This window comes from Kineococcus mangrovi, assembly GCF_041320705.1.
GTDB lineage: Bacteria > Actinomycetota > Actinomycetes > Actinomycetales > Kineococcaceae > Kineococcus > Kineococcus mangrovi.
Window position 1 is genome coordinate 295,817 of sequence record NZ_JBGGTQ010000001.1, and the last position, 16,785, is coordinate 312,601.

Here is a 16,785-nt window from a genome sequence, read left to right on the forward strand (position 1 = left end):
CCCGGGGGCGGCGGGCCCCCGACCACCCCGAGGAGACACCGTGCACCACACCCACCTGGGTTCGACCGGTCTGACCGTGAGCCGGATCGTCCTCGGCTGCATGAGCTTCGGCGACGGCAACGAGAAGCAGACCTGGACCCTGGACGCCGAGGCGGCCGAGCCGATCTTCCGCGAGGCCGTCGAGCTGGGCATCACGTTCTGGGACACCGCCAACGTCTACGGCCGCGGCAGTTCCGAACGCGTCACCGGCGAGGCGATCAGGAAGTACACCCGCCGCGAGGACGTCGTCCTGGCGACCAAGCTGTTCGGGGAGATGGGCCCCGGTCCCGGGCAGTCCGGCCTCTCCCGGCGCGCGGTCCTGGAGCAGGTCGACGCGTCCCTGCAGCGCCTGGGCACCGACTGGATCGACCTCTACCAGATCCACCGCTTCGACCCCGCCACGCCGGTCGAGGAGACGATGGAGGCCCTGCACGACGTGGTGAAGGCGGGCAAGGTCCGCTACCTCGGCGCCTCCAGCATGTGGGCCTGGCAGTTCGCGAAGCTGCAGAGCGCCGCCGACCTGGGGGGCTGGACCCGCTTCGTGTCGATGCAGAACCAGTACAGCCTCGCCCAGCGCGAGGAGGAGCGGGAGATGTTCCCGCTCCTGGCCGACCAGGGCGTCGGCTCGATCCCCTGGGGCCCGTTGCAGGCCGGGAAGATGGCCCGGCCGTGGAGCGAGCAGGGCACGGCGCGCGCCGGGGACGAGCCGGAGACCGACCCCAAGGGCAACCCCGTCCGCCTCGACAGCGACAAGGGCATCGTCGACGCCATCGAGCGGATCGCGGGTGAGCGGGGCGTGTCGATGGCGCAGGTCGCCCTGGCCTGGGTGCTGCGCAACCCCGTCGTCGACGCCCCCATCGTCGGGGCGACGAAGGTGCACCACCTGCGCGACGCCGTCGCGGCCCTCGACGTCGAGCTGACCGACGAGGAGGTCGCGGCGCTGGAGGAGCACTACGTGTCGCGGCAGCCCACGTTCTTCTGACGCCCGCACCGCCGGTCACAGGGTCAGCGAACCCCCGACCGGCAGCTGCACCGCGCCGACGACCCCCCGGCTCGCCGCCTCGGCGACGAAGCGGCGGCCGGGCTCGACGAACCGGTCGCCCATCGTCCGGCCCAGCGCGACCGGGTGCAGCGTCCCCCAGTGCACCGGCACCGACACCCCCGGCCGGACCCGGGCGACCAGCTCGGCGGCCTGCCGGGGGTCCAGGTGGTGCGGGCCCAGGGTGTGGCCCCAGCCCCCGACGGGCACGAGGGCGACGTCCGGGGCCCGGCCGCCCGCCACCAGCACCTCGTCGGACCGCTCGAACTCGCCGGTGTCGCCGACCGCCCACAGCAGCAAGTCACCGGGGTCGCGCTCGGGGAACGCGCCCGGGACCCGCACGAGGTGCTGGACGGCGACCGCGTCGAGGGGGGCCCGGCTCAGCCCGCTGCCCGTGCGGTGACCGGCGTGGTGGGCCGGCAGCGCGGTGACCGCGACCGCGCGCCCGCGCACCGGCAGCTCGCGGGTCTGCCCCACCGCGACCTCGACGACGTGGGTCCCGGGCCGGCCCAGGCGCCACCGGACCCAGTCCGAGGACCCCGGCGGGGTGACCAGGACGGCGGGGCGCAGGCGGCGCAGCGACGGCAGGTCGAGGTGGTCGTGGTGCAGGTGCGAGACGAGCGCGAGGTCGCAGCCCGCCCACGCCGACGCCGCCGGGGTCCGCGGCCGCCGGCGCAGGTGCCCCAGCCCCGCTCGCAGCACCGGGTCGGTCACCACCCGCAACCGCCCCTGCGGGCCCCGCACGTCGACCGTCACCGTCGAGTGCCCCAACCACGTCACGTCGACACCCACCGGCGCCTCCTCCCCGCTCTCACGCCCGGATCCCGACCTGCTGCATCCAGCGCACGAGCTGGTCGTGCACGGTCGCGGCCCCCACGAGCGGGGCCTGGCCGGGCACGCTGCGGTCGCGCAGGTCCTCGTCGACCTTCCACTCCACGGGGTGCACGAGGACGGCCTCGGTCTGCCAGCCGCCCAGGCCGCCGTGCGAGCCGACCTGCTCCTCGAAGGCGTGCACCTCCCCCGTCACGGGGTCGACCGCGGAGTGCACGAACAACGCCGGGGCGGTGCCGAAGCGCATGACCCGCAGCAGGTCCACGGCCGCCCGCGGCCCCAGCGCGGCCAGCGGGTCCGTCCCCTCGACCCGCCCGGAGACCAGCTCGCGCCGCCCCGCCGGTCCGAGGACGACCACCTCGTGCGCACCGCCGGCCCGCTCGTGCCCGGCGACGAAACCGACCCCCGGCGTCGCCAGCAGCCCCGGCACGAGCGCGGGCCACCTCGTGCGCAGCGCGCCGAGGTCGAGCCGGCCCTGCGGGGCGTCGGGCACGGACAGCAGGGCCGTGCAGCCGGACGTTGCCACGACCACGGCGTCGTGGACGGCGGCGGGTTCGGCCTCGTGCCGGGTGCTGGCGCGTTCGGAGCGCCCCGGGGTGGCGAACTCCCGGACGAGGACGTCCACGCGCCCGCGCATCTCCTCACCGGCCGCCGTCGTGACGACGGGGTGGGTCCCGTGCGCGGGGTCCGCCGCGTCGAGGAGGTCGGTGACGAGGTCTTGCAGGTGCCGGCCGCTGACCTGGGCGAACGTCGGTCCCTGCGCCTGGCCGTGGTCGGAGACGACGACGACGCGGTACTGCCGCGGGGCGACGTCGGCCACGTCGGCCAGGGTCTGCAGGACGCGGTCGATCCCGGCCAGGGCGTCCAGGGACTCCGGGCGCGCGACCCCGGCGTGGTGGGCGACCTCGTCGTAGTCGAGGAAGTCGACGAACACGACGGGTCGGCCGTCGGTGAGCGCCTGCGCCACGAGGGAGACGTTGAGGTCGCGCAGCAACGCGTTCGTCAGGGCGCGCAGCAGGACGTACCACCCGCGCCGGGGGATGCGCGGTTCGACGCGGCGGACCCGCTGCTGCCACCCCTGGTACAGCTCCTTGACGATCTCGCCCAGGGTCAGGATGAGGCTGCGCAGCAGGACGAACGGGCGCGCGACGTAGCGCAGGTAGGGCCGGCCGGACCCCCCGGCGCGGGAGGTGGAGACGACGAGGTGCGCGTGCGCGGCCTCACCGGAGAAGAGGTTGCCGATGCTCGCCCCGTCCCCGGCGAGCAGGCCGGTGCGGCCGCTCGCGCGCGCCGCGTCGCGGACCCGGCCCTCGATGACCGCGGCGTCCGCGGGACGGTTCGCGACGAGCACGCGGCGCAGCTCGGGGTCCCACCAGCGGAACGCGGGGATCCCCTCGGTGCTGCCGTGCAGCAGACCGGCCTGGCTGGCGGGGGTCGTGGAGGGCAGCTGCGCGCGCCACCCCTCGGCGAGGTGGCTGCCCTGCCGCAGCCAGCGCGCGATCGTCGTCAGGGTGCCGGAGTGCAGGCCGAACTGCAGCAACGGCATCGACAGGCCGTCGACCTGCACCACGAGCAGCCCGGGGGGACGCCCGTCGCCCACGTGCCGGGTCCGGTGCCGCAGCAGGCCGGAGACCACCCAGCGGCTGTCGTTGGACCCCACGAGCCAGCGGACGACGACGCCGACCAGACCGGTCCAGAGGTAGACCTGCCACAGCGCGCCCAGGGAGTCCAGCTCCAGGCCGGGGACGGCCGTCAGCGCCGTGTGCAGGAGCAGCAGCTGGACCGCGACGCCGAGGACGACGGTGACCAACGGGCCGAGCAACCTCACCAGCGGCCCGAGCAGCGGGCGCACCAGGAGGTCGCCGACGGCCAGGACGCCCGCCGAGGCGAGCAGCCAGAACGGTGAGGACACCTGCACCCCGGTCACCAGGTGCGCGCTGATCCACAGCGCGAACGCCGTGGGCAGCAGCGACAGCAGCAGGTCCCGCGTGTCGCGGGCGGTGAAGGCGAACCAGGAACGCACGGACGGCGGGGTCGTGGAGGGTGCGACCGGTCAGAACCCGAGCCGCTGCAGCTGCTTGGGGTCGCGCTGCCAGTCCTTGGCGACCTTGACGCGCAGGTCGAGGTGGACGCGCGTGCCGAGCAGGGCCTCGATCTGGCGGCGGGCGCGGGTCCCGACGTCCTTGAGGCGGGCACCGCCGCGGCCGATGACGATGCCCTTCTGCGACTCGCGCTCGACGTAGAGCCAGACGAAGACGGTCAGGACACCGTTGTCCCCCTCGGCCATCTCCTCCACCACCACGGCCAGGGAGTGCGGCAGCTCGTCGCGCACGCCCTCCAGCGCCGCCTCGCGGACGAGCTCGGCGACCATGACGGTCTCGGGTTCGTCGGTGAGCTCCCCGTCGGGGTACAGCCGCGGGCCCTCCGGCAGGTGCGAGAGCAGGACGTCGGCGACGACGTCGACCTGCTCGCCGGTGACGGCGGAGGCGGGCACGACGTCGGCGAACCCGCCGAGGACCTCCTCGCCGAGGGCGGCGACCGCCATCAGCTGCTCGGCGACCTGCTGCCTGGACGCCTTGTCCGTCTTGGTGACGAGGGCGACCTTCGTGGAACGGGGCACCGCGCCGAGGGCGTCCGCGATGAACCGGTCCCCGGGGCCGATCCGCTCGTCCGCGGGGACCGTCAGGGCGACGACGTCGACCTCGGCGAGGGTCTCGTGGACGAGGTCGTTGAGCCGCTGGCCGAGCAGGGTGCGCGGGCGGTGCAGCCCGGGGGTGTCGACGAGGACGAGCTGGGCGTCCCGGCGGTGCACGATGCCGCGCACGGTGTGCCGGGTCGTCTGCGGCCGGGAGCTGGTGATGGCGACCTTCTGCCCCACGAGCGCGTTCGTCAGCGTCGACTTGCCCGCGTTGGGCCGCCCGACGAGGCAGGCGAAACCGGACCGGTGCGGCCGGGCCTGGGGTGCGGACGCGTTCTGCTCAGTCATCTTCTCGCCCTCCGGCGCGGTCGTCGACCAGTTCTGGCTCGAGTTCGGGCAGGCGGTGGACGAGGACCGTCCGCACCTGGTTGCGTCGGCCCTCGCGCCCGTCGGCCTCCAGCCGCAGGCCGTGGACCTCGGCGACGGCGCCGGGGACGAGGACCTCCCCGAGGGTCTTGGCGAGCAGCCCGCCGACGGTGTCGACGTCGTCGTCGGCGATCTCGCGCTCGAACAGCTCCCCGAGGTCCTCCACGTGCAGGCGCGAGGAGACGCGGAACCCCCCGTCGGGCAACGTCTCCACCTCGGGGCGGGCGCGGTCGTACTCGTCGGAGATCTCCCCGACGATCTCCTCGATGATGTCCTCGATCGTCACCAGGCCGGCCGTCCCGCCGTACTCGTCGACGACGACGGCGACGTGGACGTTGTCGCGCTGCATCTGCCGCATGAGGTCGTCGACGGGCAGGCTGTCCGGGACGAACACCGCCGGCCGGGCCACGTCCTCGACGCGCACGGCGCGCGCGCCCGTCGGGTCGGCGTGGAAGCGGCGGGCGATGTCCTTGAGGTAGACGACGCCGAGGACCTCGTCGGCGTCGTCCCCGACGACCGGCATGCGGGAGAAGCCCGAGCGCAGGAACAGCGCCTCGGCCTCGTGCAACCCGGTGCCGCGGCGCGTGGTGACGACGTCGGTGCGCGGCACCATGACCTCGCGGGCCAGCGTCTCGCCCAGCTCGAACACCGAGTGGATCATGCGGTGCTCACCGGCCTCGATGACCGACGTCTCCCCCGCCAGCTCGACGATCTCGCGCAGCTCGGCCTCGGAGCCGAACGGTCCGTGCCGCAGCCCGCGGCCGGGGGTGACGGCGTTGCCGACGGCGACCAGGCCCCGCGCCACCGGCCCGAGGACCGTCGTCAGCGGGGCCAGGACCGGGGCGGCCAGCAGGCCCACGAACTCGGCGTGCAACCGGCCCAGGGTGCGCGGGCCGACGCCCACGAGGACGAAGTCGAGCGCGGACATGCCCAGGCCGGCCAGGAGCACCACGAGGAACCACGAGTCGACCCAGCTCGCGACGACCACCGTGACGCAGACGGCCGCGAGCGTCTCGAGCACGACGCGCAGGAGGGTGCACACGGCGATGACCGGCGCGGCGGTCTCGAGCACGCGGGCCAGCGCCGGGGCGCCCCGCCGGCCGTCCTCGACGAGGTCGCGGGCCCGGCGCCGCGACGTGCCCGCGATCGCGGACTCGGCGGCGGCGATGAGCCCGGCGGCCACCACGAGGACGAGGGCCAGCACGAGCAGGGGCCCGGCGGGGGCGCCCACGCTCAGTCCCCAGAGGGCAGCGCGCGGTGCCCGACCGTGGGGGTCGGGTCGCCCGGACGACCGATGCGGGCCAGGAAGCCCAGCACGAGCCGGCGCTGCAGGGTGAACATCTCGCGTTCCTCGTCGGGTTCGGCGTGGTCGTAGCCGAGCAGGTGCAGGATGCCGTGGGTCACCAGGAGCAGGACCTCGTCGGCCGTCGCGTGACCGGACGCCCTGGCCTGGGAGGCGGCGACCTCCGGGCACACGACGACGTCGCCGAGCAGCCCCGGCTCGCTGGTGCCGCCCTCCCGGCCCGGCCGCAGCTGGTCCATCGGGAAGGACATGACGTCGGTCGCGCCCTCCTCGTCCATCCACTGCACGTGCAGCCGGGACATCGCCTCGACGTCGACCATGAGGACGGACAGCTCGGCGAGCGGGTGGACCCGCATCTCCTCCAGCACGTACCGGGCCAGGTGCGACACCTCGACGGTGTCCACCCCCCGGCCGGCCGCGAAGGAGCTCTCGTCGACGACCTCGATGCTCACGCGCTCACCGCTTCCGGGGGCCGTGGCCCGTGGCGGAGACCCGCGGGCGGGCCTCCTCCCAGCGCCCGTAGGCGTCGACGATCTCACCCACGAGGCGGTGGCGGACCACGTCGCTGGAGGTCAGCCGCGAGAAGTGCACGTCCTCGATGCCCTCGAGGATGTCCTGCACGACGCGCAGCCCCGAGTCGGTGCCCGAGGGCAGGTCGACCTGGGTGACGTCACCGGTGACGACGATCTTGGAGCCGAACCCGAGGCGGGTCAGGAACATCTTCATCTGCTCGGGCGAGGTGTTCTGGGCCTCGTCGAGGATGATGAAGGCGTCGTTCAGCGTGCGCCCGCGCATGTAGGCCAGCGGCGCGACCTCGATCGTCCCCGCCGCCATGAGGCGCGGGATCGAGTCGGGGTCGAGCATGTCGTGCAGGGCGTCGTACAGCGGCCGCAGGTACGGGTCGATCTTGTCGGTGAGGGTGCCGGGCAGGAAGCCGAGCCGTTCGCCCGCCTCGACCGCGGGACGGGTCAGGACGATGCGGTTGACCTGCTTGGCCTGCAGCGCCTGGACGGCCTTGGCCATGGCCAGGTACGTCTTGCCCGTCCCGGCCGGACCGATGCCGAAGACGACGGTGTGCTCGTCGATGGCCTCGACGTAGTGCTTCTGGTTCACCGTCTTGGGACGGATCGTCCGGCCGCGGCTGGACAGGATGTTCATCGTCAGCACGTCGGCGGGGCGGTCGTCGGCCGTGCCGGCGGCCTGCGCGCGCAGCATGGCGACGGACCGTTCGACGGCGTCGGGCGAGAGGGCCTGACCGCCGCGCAGGACGGCGGTCATCTGGTCCACGAGCCGTTCGAGGAGGGCGACCTCGCCGGCCGCGCCCGTGACGGTGATCTCGTTGCCGCGCACGAGGACGTCGGTGCGGGTGAAGGCTCGCTCCAGGACGCGCAGCAGCTCGTCGCGAGCGCCCAGGAGGCCCACCATCGGCACCTCGGGCGGCACCACGATGACGTGCCGCGCCTGCGCCGGGGGTTCGGGAGTGGTGTCGGTGCTGGCCATGATCGCCCCGGGGGGCCGTTCGCCTCCGTGCTGAGAGGGTGCGGTGGGTCCGCGCTGTCGGGTCGATCCTAACGAGGGGTCGGCGCGAGGGCTCGCGCGTCCACCGCCGGCGGGACCGGCGCGGTCCACCCGGGGCGCCGCCGCTAGGGGCGCGCCCCCCAGGGCGTCCCGGCCTGCTCCCACCCGGCCTCGGCGGCCCGGACGAGCTCGGCCAGCACGCCGTACCCGCCCTCCCCCGTGACGAGCAGGGTCTGCCCGTCCTCGGTGCGCGCCAGGCTGTAGCGCTCGCGGTCCGGCTGCAGGTACCGCTGCCAGACCTCGCCGTCGATCGTCTGCTCGCCCCGGGCGTCACCGCTCTGGGTCTGGGCCCGCAGCCAGGTCGGGGTCGTGTCCCGCGCCGTCTCCAGCGCCAGGTGGTCGCCCTCGTCGGTGCGGTAGCCGATGTGCCACGTCACGACGCCGTCGGTGGAGCGGTTGACGTTGGCCGACGTGGGCGTCCACCCCTCGGGCCCGTCCGGGACGACGGGGGCGAAGGCGAGCCGCGAGGTCGCGCCCCGCGCGGCGTTGTCCACGTCGACGGCGGGCTGCTCGATCGCGTTGGGCCTCGGGATGATCGCGATGAGGACGAAGACCATGCCGAGGATCACGGCCAGGGAGATGACCATCGACCGGACGTTGCCCCCGGAGCGCCGCTGCCGCGGGACACCGCGGGGGTCCTCCCCCGACGCGACGGACGGGCTCTCGGAGGGGCGACCGGTCGTGCTCACACCCCCATGGTGACGGATAGAGTCGGCAGCCGACGACGAGCGTCGCCGGCCGCCCGCCCGGGGGCACCGGATCCCGCAGCGCCGACCCGCAGCACCACGTCGCCCAGGAGGTCCCGCCCCATGCCCCAGAACGTGCCCCAGAACCCGCCCCAGCACGCCGGGCTGCCGCCCGCCCTCGCCGTCGCCGACGAGGCCCCCGACCGCAACCTGGCCATGGAACTGGTCCGGGTCACCGAGGCCGCCGCCATGGCCGGTGGACGCTGGGTCGGCCGGGGCGAGAAGAACAAGGCCGACGGCGCCGCCGTCAACGCCATGCGCACCCTCATCGGCACCGTCTCCATGAAGGGCACCGTCGTCATCGGCGAGGGCGAGAAGGACGACGCGCCCATGCTGTTCAACGGCGAGCAGGTCGGCGACGGCAGCGGCGCCGAGTGCGACGTGGCCGTCGACCCCATCGACGGGACCACCCTCACCGCGCGCGGGATGCCGAACGCCGTGGCGGTCCTGGCCGTGGCCGAGCGCGGCACGATGTACGACCCGAGCGCCGTCTTCTACATGGACAAGCTCGCCGTGGGCCCCGAGGCCGCCGACGTCGTCGACATCCGCCTGCCCGTGCGCGAGAACGTCCGCCGCCTGGCCCGGGCGAAGAAGCGCTGGGTCGAGGACGTCACCGTCTGCATCCTGGACCGGCCGCGGCACGCCCAGCTGGCCCAGGAGGTCCGCGACGCCGGCGCCCGCATCAAGTTCATCTCCGACGGCGACGTGGCCGGGGCGGTCATGGCCGCCCGCGAGGGCACCGGCGTCGACCTGCTCCTCGGGGTCGGCGGGACGCCGGAGGGCATCATCACGGCCTGCGCCATGCACTGCCTCGGCGGCGCGATCCAGGGCCGGTTGTGGCCCCGCGACGACGACGAGAAGCAGAAGGCGATCGACGCCGGGCACGACCTCGACGCCGTCCTGGACACCTCCGCCCTCGTGGCCAGCGACAACGTCTACTTCGTCGTCACCGGCATCACCGACGGCGAGCTCGTGGACGGGGTGCGCTACCGCGGGGACACGATCTCCACGTCGAGCATCGTCATGCGCAGCAAGTCCGGCACGATCCGCAAGGTCGAGAGCGAGCACCGGCTGTCCAAGCTGCAGGCGTACTCCGCGGTCGACTTCACCGGTCCGCGCTGATGGCGGGGCAGCCCCCAGCCCCCCGCGGCACGGCCGTCGTCGTCGGGGAGGCGCTCGTCGACGTCGTGCACCGCGCCGGGCAGGACGCCGGCGCCGAGCACCCCGGCGGGTCGCCGATGAACGTCGCCCACGGCCTGGGCCGCCTCGGGCACGACGTCGCCCTGCTGACCCGGCTCGGCGACGACGCGCACGGCCGGCTCCTCACCGACCACCTCGCCGCGGCCGGGGTGCGGCTGCTGCCGGGGGCGGTGGACGCCGACCGCACGTCGGTCGCGCGCGCCGAGGTGGACGCCGAGGGCAGGGCCTCCTACGACTTCGACCTCGTCTGGCGGGTGCCGGACACCCCGTTGCCGCCGGACCTGGCGCTGCTGCACACCGGGTCCATCGGCGCGGCCGTGGACCCGGGCGCGAGGACGGCCCTGGACCTGCTGCGCTCGGTGCGCGGACGGGCGACGACGAGCTACGACCCGAACGTGCGGCCGGCGTTCTTCGAGTCCCCCGCCGCGGCGCTGGCCCGCGTCGAGGAGTTCGTCGCGGCCGCGGACGTCGTCAAGGCCTCCGACGAGGACCTGGCCTGGCTGCTGCCCGGCCACGACCCGGAGGAGGTCGCCCACCGCTGGCAGGGCCACGGCCCCGCGCTCGTCGTCGTGACCCGCGGCAGCGCGGGCGCCACCGCCGTCTCGGGGGCGGGCACGCTGCACGTGCCGGCCCCCCGCGTGGAGGTCGCCGACACGGTCGGGGCGGGGGACGCGTTCATGTCGGGGCTGCTGCACGCCCTCGCCGAGCACGACCTGCTCGGCGGGGACGCGCTGCCGCGGCTGCGGCACCTCGGGCTCGGGACGTTGCAGGCGCTGGTCGCCACGGCGATCGCCTCGGCGTCGATCACCTGCTCGCGGGCCGGGGCGAACCCGCCCACCCGGGCCGAGCTCGCCGCGTTCGGGTAGTCCCGCCGCGCGGGGGTGCCGGTCGCCGTCACCGGTCCGGCCACCCCCTGGACGGGGACGACCGTGGTGTGGCGCGCCGCACCCTGCGGCCCGGCGTCACCGGCGACGGCGGACCCGCGGCAGGCGTGGGGCCGGCAGCGCGGCGCGACCACGCTGCACCTGCCGGCCCACCTGGTCGCGGGCCCGCTCCAGCGCACCGGCCAGCACCGTCCAGGACCGGTCCAGCCGCTCGGAGCGGCGGACCTCGTCGCGGTAGGTGCGGCGCAGCAGGGCGACGCGGTCGGCCAGGGCGGGCAGCACCTCCCGCCCCGGGGGGGTGAGGACGAGCCGGACGGTGCGGTGCGGGACCGGCCGGAACCGCCGCTTGTAGGCCTCGTCCCCGCGCAGCAGGTCCAGCTCGCGGTACCCCGTGAGCACCGCGCGCCGGCACAGCCGCAGCAGCAGCAGCGTGCCCGGGCCCGTGGGCGCGTACCGGGCACGGTAGCTCTGGACGTACCCGTGCAGCGCGACCGGCCCGGCCAGGCAGAAGGCGTAGGCGACGAGCTCGCCGTCGACGCGCAGACCGGACAGCTGGACCGTGCCGGGCGGGGAGGTCCACAGCACCTCGGTCAGCGTGCGACCGGAGGCCCCCCGCCACGGCCGGCGCCGGCGGTCGGCGTTCGGGTGCGCGTCGTCGACCTCGGCGAGCTCGGTCACCAGTTCCTCGAGCCGGTCCGCCGCGGCCTCCGGGTCGTGCCCGCGCAGCGCGGTGACGGTCTCGAGGAGGTCGTCGGCGACGACGAGCTCACCGAGCTCGGCCAGCCGCCGCCACTGCCGGCGCTCCTCGTGCCGGGCGTGCCGGCCCAGCGCCGCGTCGTGCTCGGCGACGGTCGCGGGGAGCGGGACGGTGTGCACGGTGGACTGCGGCAGCGTCCGGACGGCGTACCCGCGCAGGCGGGCCCAGGCCCGCACCAGTTCGGCCTGCCCCCCGCCGGCCGGCACCTGCTCCAGGTCGAGGACGGCCCCGGGCGCCTCCCGCAGCGCCCCGTCCAGGACGGCCGCCACGAGGCGGACGGCGGGCACCTGCGCGTCGGGGTCGGTGAGCACGGCCGCGTAGTCGCTGCCCCCGGCACCCAGGAACGTCAGCAGCGGCCGAGGCCCCCCCAGGAGGGCGAACGCGCCGAGGGCCAGCAGCCGGCCGTCGCGCCGGACGCTGACGAGCAGCGGCTCACCGCGCCCGAGGTGCGTGTGCACCGCTCGCAGCCAGTCCGGTCCGGTGAACGGCGAGTGCCCCGACTGCTGGACCAGGACGCGCCACTCCGGCACCGGTGCGCTGTCGAGGTGGCGGCGGACCGTCACGGACAGGCCGTGGGCGGGGTCGAGGACGAGCGCCAGGCCGGGGTCGGACGAGGCGGTGACGGCTCCTCGGGGGACGTCGGAGGCACCGACGGCGGGCACGGCGAGGTCCGTCACCGTCCACCACCTCCCGCTGCCCGAGACCGATCCGGGCCGACCGTGTGGAGGACCCGTGCGGGTACGTTAACCGGGCCGTGCGACAGTCCCGCGGAACCTCCCCCACTCGTCGCCGCGTCATCGACGCAGGGTCACCAGCGCTCTACGCAGCGCCGCTACGAGGGTGTTGCAGGCTGCCGACGCACCCGGCCCGCAGGTCGAGCCGGGTGCGTCGAGAGGCGGACGAGCCGCGCCCGTCGAACGCGGCGGGGGCCTCAGGAACCGGCGTGGGCGGGCAGGCGCCCCTCGGACGCCTGCGCCCGCTCCAGCGACCGCTGACGCAGCGCCTCGGACTGCTCGCCGATCTTCTGCGCCTTCGCCTCGTCGCGGGTGAGGTTGACCCCCGTCGTCGGGTCGAACACGTGCATCCGCTTCGGGTCGAACCACAGCGTCGCGGTGTCGCCGTCCCGCACCCCGCTCATGGCGTCCAGCGTCACGACGAGCTGGGAGCGCAGGCTCTCCCCGTCCAGTTCCCGGTCGAGCTCGGCGAGCTGCTGCTTGGTCTCCTCGGCGGCCTCGAAGGGGACGTAGGCGTAGAGCTCGTTGCCCAGCCACTCGGTGACGTCGACGTCGGCGCGGAAGGTCGCGGCCCCCTCGGGCGGATCGGTGACGTCGGCGTCGTCGAAGTGCTCGGGGCGCACGCCGACGATGAGCAGCTTGCCCTCGTAGGACCCGTCGACCTCCTCGGGGCGCGGCACCTCGCAGAACGGCAGCTGCATCGTCGTCCCGCTGACGCGCGCGGGCAGGAAGTTCATGGGCGGTGCGCCGATGAAGCCGGCGACGAAGAGGTTGACGGGCTGCTCGTACAGCTCGCGCGGGCTCGCGACCTGCTGCAGGACGCCCTTGCGCAGCACGGCGACGCGGTCGCCGAGGGTCATGGCCTCGGTCTGGTCGTGGGTGACGTAGACCGTCGTCGTGGCCAGCGAGCGCTGCATGCGAGCGATCTCGGTGCGCATCTGCCCGCGCAGCTTGGCGTCGAGGTTCGACAGCGGCTCGTCGAACAGGAACGCCTTCGCGTCGCGGACGATCGCGCGCCCCATCGCGACGCGCTGGCGCTGCCCACCGGAGAGGTTGGCGGGTTTGCGGTCGAGGTGCTCGTTGAGCTCGAGCATGTCGGCGGCGCGCTGGACCCGGTCGCGGACCTCGCTCTCGGGGACCTTGGAGTGGTTCAGGCGCAGCGGGAAGGCGATGTTCTCCCCCACGCTCAGGTGCGGGTAGAGGGCGTAGTTCTGGAACACCATCGCCAGGTCCCGGTCGCGGGGGGCGAGGTCGTTGACCCGCTCGCCGTCGATGAGGAGGTCCCCCTCGGTGATGTCCTCCAGCCCCACGATCATCCGCAGCAGCGTCGACTTCCCGCAGCCCGAGGGGCCGACGAGGATGACGAACTCGCCGTCGGCGATGTCGAGGCTGACGTCGTTGACGGCGGGGAAGCCGTCGCCGTACTTCTTGACGATGTTCTTGAGTTCGATGCGAGCCATGTCCGGTGAACCCTTCCTGCGTCAGCCCTTGACCGCGCCGTTGGTGAGACCCGCGACGATGCGGCGCTGGAACACCAGCGCCAGGACGACGACGGGGATGGTGACGATGACGGCGGCGGCCGAGATGGCCCCCGTCGGCTGGACGAAGTAGCTGGACCCGGTGAAGCTCGACAGCGCCGCCGGCACCGGTTGCGCCGCCGACGTCGAGGTCAGCGAGATGCCGAAGACGAAGTCGTTCCAGGCGATGAAGAACGCGATGATCGCCGTGGTGAACACGCCCGGGGCGGCCAGCGGCACGATGACCTTCCGGAACGCCTGCCAGCTCGTGGCGCCGTCGACCTGCGCGGCCTGCTCCATGTCCCACGGGATGCCGCGGAAGAACGCCGACATCGTCCAGATCGAGATCGGCAGCGTCAGGGCCAGGTACGGGATGATGAGCCCGGGGATGGTGTCGTACAGGCCGATCCGGCGCCACAGGTTGAACAGCGGCGTCACCATCGTGATGACGGGGAACACCGCCACGGCCAGGGCGCTGGTGAGGACGAGCCGCTTGCCCGGGAAGTTCAGCCGGGCGATCGCGTAGGCGGCGAACATCGAGAGCACGACGGCGATGAGCGTCGCCGCCAGGCAGGTGATGATCGAGTTCCGCAGGGCCGGCAGGAACAGGTCCGAGCCGTTGCCGCGGAAGATGCCGTCGTAGTTCGCCCACGTCACCTGCGACGGGAAGAACTGCCGGTCCGACAGGGCCGCCTCGGACTTGAAGCTCATCGAGACGATGTAGGCCACCGGCACCACCGCGTACAGCACGATGAGCAGGGCCCCCACGTACCAGCCGATCCTCTCCTTGACCGACATCGCACCCATCAGCCTTCACCCCTCGCTCGGGCCAGGTCGACCTTGAACACCTTGATCGCGACGAAGCAGATCACCAGGACGCAGACGAAGAGCAGGACCGACACGGCCGATCCCAGCCCGATCTCCAGCCGGCTGATCGTCTGGTTGTAGGCCAGCGACGAGACGGTCTCGGTGCCCGCCGCGCCGTTGGTCATGATGTAGACGTTGTCGAAGATGCGGAAGGCGTCCAGCGCGCGGAACAGCAGCGCCACCATGATCGACGCCTTCATGTTCGGCAGCGTCACCCGCCACAGCCGTTCCCACGCCGTGGCCCCGTCCACCTTGGCGGCCTCGGTCATGTCGGCCGGCACCTGGGCCAGCCCGGCCAGCAGGAGCAGGGAGATGAACGGGGTCGTCTTCCAGATCTCCGAGAGGCAGATGACGAACAACGCCGACCACTTGTTGGCGAACCAGTCGAAGTCGCCCAGACCGAGCAGGTCGTTCATGAACCCCGTCGTCAGCGCGAACGCGTACTGCCACGCGTAGGCCGAGACGACGGTGATGATGGCGTAGGGCACGAGGATCGCGGTGCGGACGATGGGCCGCAGCCACCCCAGCACCTTGTGCATGACCATGGCCAGGGCGAAACCGATGACCAGCTCGACGGCCACGGTGACGACGGTGATGAGGGCGGTGTTGACCAGGGCCGACCACCACAGGCCGTCGGTCAGGATGACGCCGTAGTTCTTCAGGCCCACGAACTCGCGGTCGCCCGGTGCGGTCAGCCGGAAGCTGAACAGGGACTCGTACAGGGCCTGCAGGATCGGGTACCCCGTGACCGCGATGAGGATCACGAACGCCGGCCCGGCCAGGTACCAGCCCAGGCGGGCCTCGGACCGGGCCTTGTCCGAACCCCGCGGCTTCCTCGCCGCCGACCGGGAGACGGACACGTCCCCGGCCGAGCGGGTCTGCATCTGCGAGCTCACAGCAGCCTCTCCCCTCGCAGGACCTCCAGGATGTACTCCTGGGAGGTGACCGGTGTCTGCTGCGTCACCGACGAGACCGGCTGCCACCGGTCGGCGATGCCCTGGCTGACCTCGTTGTAGTAGGCCGTCTGCGGACGCGGGGCCGCGGCCTTCAGGGACTCCCGGATCGTGTCGTACATGGGGTAGGCCTCCTGCACCGTCGGGTCGTCGTAGACCGACTCCAACGCCGCCGGGTTCCCGTCGGAGACCATGTAGGCCGCCTGGTTCTGCTCCGAGACGATGCAGGAGACCGCCTGGAAGGCGGCGTCCTGGTGCTCGCTGAAGGCGCTGACGCCGACGTCGATCCCGCCGAGCGGCGGTTTGGCCTCCTGCCCCTGGCTCATCGCCGGGTAGGTCGTCCAGCCGTAGTCGTCGAAGACCGCCTGGTCCATCGTGCCCTCCTCGGCCGCCGCCTTGCCCTGGGCGTAGACGAACGGCCAGTTCACCATGAACGCCGCACCGCCCTGCTGGAACAGGTTGGCCGTGGCGGCCTCGTCGCGGTTGTCGATGCCCGGGCCGCCGACACCGGCCGCGGTGATGTCCTGCATGACCTTCGCGGCGGCCCGGCCGGCCTCGGAGTCGATGCCCAGCCGCAGGTCCTCGCCCTTGGCGTCGGGGTTCTCGATGATCGTCCCGCCGGCCGAGGTGATCATGGCGTTGACCCACACCGTCATGGACTCCGCGCGCTGGCCCTGCACGCCGATCGCGGTGCCCTGCGCCTGCGCCGCCGCGACGAGCTGGTCCCAGGTCACCGGCTGGGAGGTGTCCAGCCCGGCGGCCTGCGCCACGGACTCGCGGAACCACAGCAGCTGGGTGTTGGCCCAGAACGGGGCGGCCACCAGCTGGTCCTTCCAGGTGGCCCCCTGGACGGCCCCGTCCACGACCCCGTCGGACCACTGCTGCTGCAGGTCCGCCGGGATCTGCGCGAGGAACCCCGCCTCGGAGGTCTCCGGCACGAAGACCGGGTCCAGGCTCATGAGGTCGATCGAGGTGTCGTTGCCCGCCAGGCGCCGCATGAGCTGCTCGCGCTGCTGCGCCGCGTCGCTGGGCAGGATGGAGACGTCGATCGCGTAGGCACCGTTCGAGGCGGCGGTGCAGTCGGCGGCGATCCTCTGCTGACCGCCGTTGTCCGGGTTGATGTACCAGTTCAGCGTCGGGGTCCCCGACGCGGTGCTCGATCCCCCGCACGCCGTGAGACCACCGGCGAGCACCGTCGCGGCGCTCAGGATCCCCAGCCGGGTCCGCCATCGGCCAGCCACAGCCCCTCCTTCGACTCCGTCGTCTCTAGCTG

At 73.6% G+C, this 16,785-nt stretch carries 15 protein-coding genes; 3 read left to right on the forward strand and 12 right to left on the reverse strand.

Features of this window, described 5'->3' with window-relative positions:
* The first annotated feature begins 40 nt into the window (after window positions 1-40).
* Complete coding sequence (locus AB2L28_RS01405; protein ID WP_370716932.1) at window positions 41-1,021, forward strand: aldo/keto reductase; 981 nt, start codon at window positions 41-43, stop codon at window positions 1,019-1,021.
* Between the two features lie 15 nt (window positions 1,022-1,036).
* Here AB2L28_RS01405 and AB2L28_RS01410 read toward each other — a convergent pair whose 3' ends face one another.
* The 7 genes from AB2L28_RS01410 to AB2L28_RS01440 form a co-directional block, all read right to left on the reverse strand.
* A complete protein-coding gene (locus tag AB2L28_RS01410; RefSeq protein ID WP_370716933.1) occupies window positions 1,037-1,870 on the reverse strand; it encodes an MBL fold metallo-hydrolase in 834 nt (277 codons plus the stop codon).
* Window positions 1,871-1,889: 19 nt separating this feature from the next.
* Window positions 1,890-3,932, reverse strand: coding sequence for an alkaline phosphatase family protein (locus AB2L28_RS01415; RefSeq protein ID WP_370716934.1), 2,043 nt, complete (start codon window positions 3,930-3,932; stop codon window positions 1,890-1,892).
* 30 nt (window positions 3,933-3,962) lie between these two features.
* Window positions 3,963-4,895, reverse strand: a complete 933-nt coding sequence (gene era / locus AB2L28_RS01420) for a GTPase Era (RefSeq protein ID WP_370716935.1) — start codon at window positions 4,893-4,895, stop codon at window positions 3,963-3,965.
* Window positions 4,888-6,204: a hemolysin family protein gene (locus tag AB2L28_RS01425; protein WP_370716936.1), complete on the reverse strand. Its 1,317-nt coding sequence runs from the start codon at window positions 6,202-6,204 to the stop codon at window positions 4,888-4,890. Before AB2L28_RS01425 ends, era begins: the two co-directional genes overlap by 8 nt.
* Window positions 6,205-6,206: 2 nt before the next feature.
* On the reverse strand, window positions 6,207-6,728 hold the full coding sequence (gene ybeY, locus AB2L28_RS01430) for an rRNA maturation RNase YbeY (RefSeq protein WP_370716937.1): 522 nt from the start codon (window positions 6,726-6,728) through the stop codon (window positions 6,207-6,209).
* Between the two features lie 4 nt (window positions 6,729-6,732).
* Entirely contained in the window at window positions 6,733-7,776 is a 1,044-nt protein-coding gene (locus tag AB2L28_RS01435) for a PhoH family protein (protein ID WP_370716938.1), read from the reverse strand.
* Window positions 7,777-7,919: 143 nt separating this feature from the next.
* Window positions 7,920-8,543 carry a DUF4245 domain-containing protein gene (locus AB2L28_RS01440; protein ID WP_370716939.1) on the reverse strand — a complete coding sequence of 208 codons (624 nt, stop codon included), beginning with the start codon at window positions 8,541-8,543 and terminating at the stop codon, window positions 7,920-7,922.
* Window positions 8,544-8,663: 120 nt separating this feature from the next.
* Here AB2L28_RS01440 and glpX point away from each other — a divergent pair, with 120 nt between their 5' ends.
* Window positions 8,664-9,722 (forward strand): class II fructose-bisphosphatase, encoded by a 1,059-nt coding sequence (gene glpX, locus AB2L28_RS01445; protein ID WP_370716940.1) that lies wholly within the window; start codon window positions 8,664-8,666, stop codon window positions 9,720-9,722.
* Complete coding sequence (locus AB2L28_RS01450) at window positions 9,722-10,666, forward strand: carbohydrate kinase family protein (RefSeq protein WP_370716941.1); 945 nt, start codon at window positions 9,722-9,724, stop codon at window positions 10,664-10,666. The genes glpX and AB2L28_RS01450 overlap by 1 nt, the downstream gene beginning before the upstream one ends.
* Window positions 10,667-10,762: 96 nt before the next feature.
* On the opposite strand, the gene AB2L28_RS01455 is transcribed toward AB2L28_RS01450, so the two are convergent.
* From AB2L28_RS01455 to AB2L28_RS01475, 5 genes are all read right to left on the reverse strand, one after another.
* Window positions 10,763-12,118, reverse strand: coding sequence for a GNAT family N-acetyltransferase (locus tag AB2L28_RS01455; RefSeq protein ID WP_370716942.1), 1,356 nt, complete (start codon window positions 12,116-12,118; stop codon window positions 10,763-10,765).
* Window positions 12,119-12,372: 254 nt separating this feature from the next.
* Window positions 12,373-13,635, reverse strand: coding sequence for an ABC transporter ATP-binding protein (locus AB2L28_RS01460; protein WP_370716943.1), 1,263 nt, complete (start codon window positions 13,633-13,635; stop codon window positions 12,373-12,375).
* A gap of 21 nt (window positions 13,636-13,656) precedes the next feature.
* Window positions 13,657-14,490 (reverse strand): carbohydrate ABC transporter permease, encoded by an 834-nt coding sequence (locus AB2L28_RS01465; RefSeq protein WP_370717257.1) that lies wholly within the window; start codon window positions 14,488-14,490, stop codon window positions 13,657-13,659.
* Window positions 14,491-14,498: 8 nt separating this feature from the next.
* Complete coding sequence (locus AB2L28_RS01470) at window positions 14,499-15,443, reverse strand: carbohydrate ABC transporter permease (RefSeq protein ID WP_370717258.1); 945 nt, start codon at window positions 15,441-15,443, stop codon at window positions 14,499-14,501.
* Window positions 15,444-15,451: 8 nt separating this feature from the next.
* On the reverse strand, window positions 15,452-16,753 hold the full coding sequence (locus tag AB2L28_RS01475) for an extracellular solute-binding protein (RefSeq protein WP_370716944.1): 1,302 nt from the start codon (window positions 16,751-16,753) through the stop codon (window positions 15,452-15,454).
* Window positions 16,754-16,785 lie beyond the last annotated feature (32 nt).

Bases quoted from the DNA above. Each gene is read 5' to 3' on its own strand.
- era (WP_370716935.1), bottom strand. From the start codon at position 4,895: ATGACTGAGCAGAACGCGTCCGCACCCCAGGCCCGGCCGCACCGGTCC.
- AB2L28_RS01435 (WP_370716938.1), bottom strand. From the start codon at position 7,776: ATGGCCAGCACCGACACCACTCCCGAACCCCCGGCGCAGGCGCGGCAC.
- AB2L28_RS01465 (WP_370717257.1), bottom strand. From the start codon at position 14,490: ATGTCGGTCAAGGAGAGGATCGGCTGGTACGTGGGGGCCCTGCTCATC.
- AB2L28_RS01460 (WP_370716943.1), bottom strand. From the start codon at position 13,635: ATGGCTCGCATCGAACTCAAGAACATCGTCAAGAAGTACGGCGACGGC.
- AB2L28_RS01450 (WP_370716941.1), top strand. From the start codon at position 9,722: ATGGCGGGGCAGCCCCCAGCCCCCCGCGGCACGGCCGTCGTCGTCGGG.
- glpX (WP_370716940.1), top strand. From the start codon at position 8,664: ATGCCCCAGAACGTGCCCCAGAACCCGCCCCAGCACGCCGGGCTGCCG.
- AB2L28_RS01470 (WP_370717258.1), bottom strand. From the start codon at position 15,443: ATGCAGACCCGCTCGGCCGGGGACGTGTCCGTCTCCCGGTCGGCGGCG.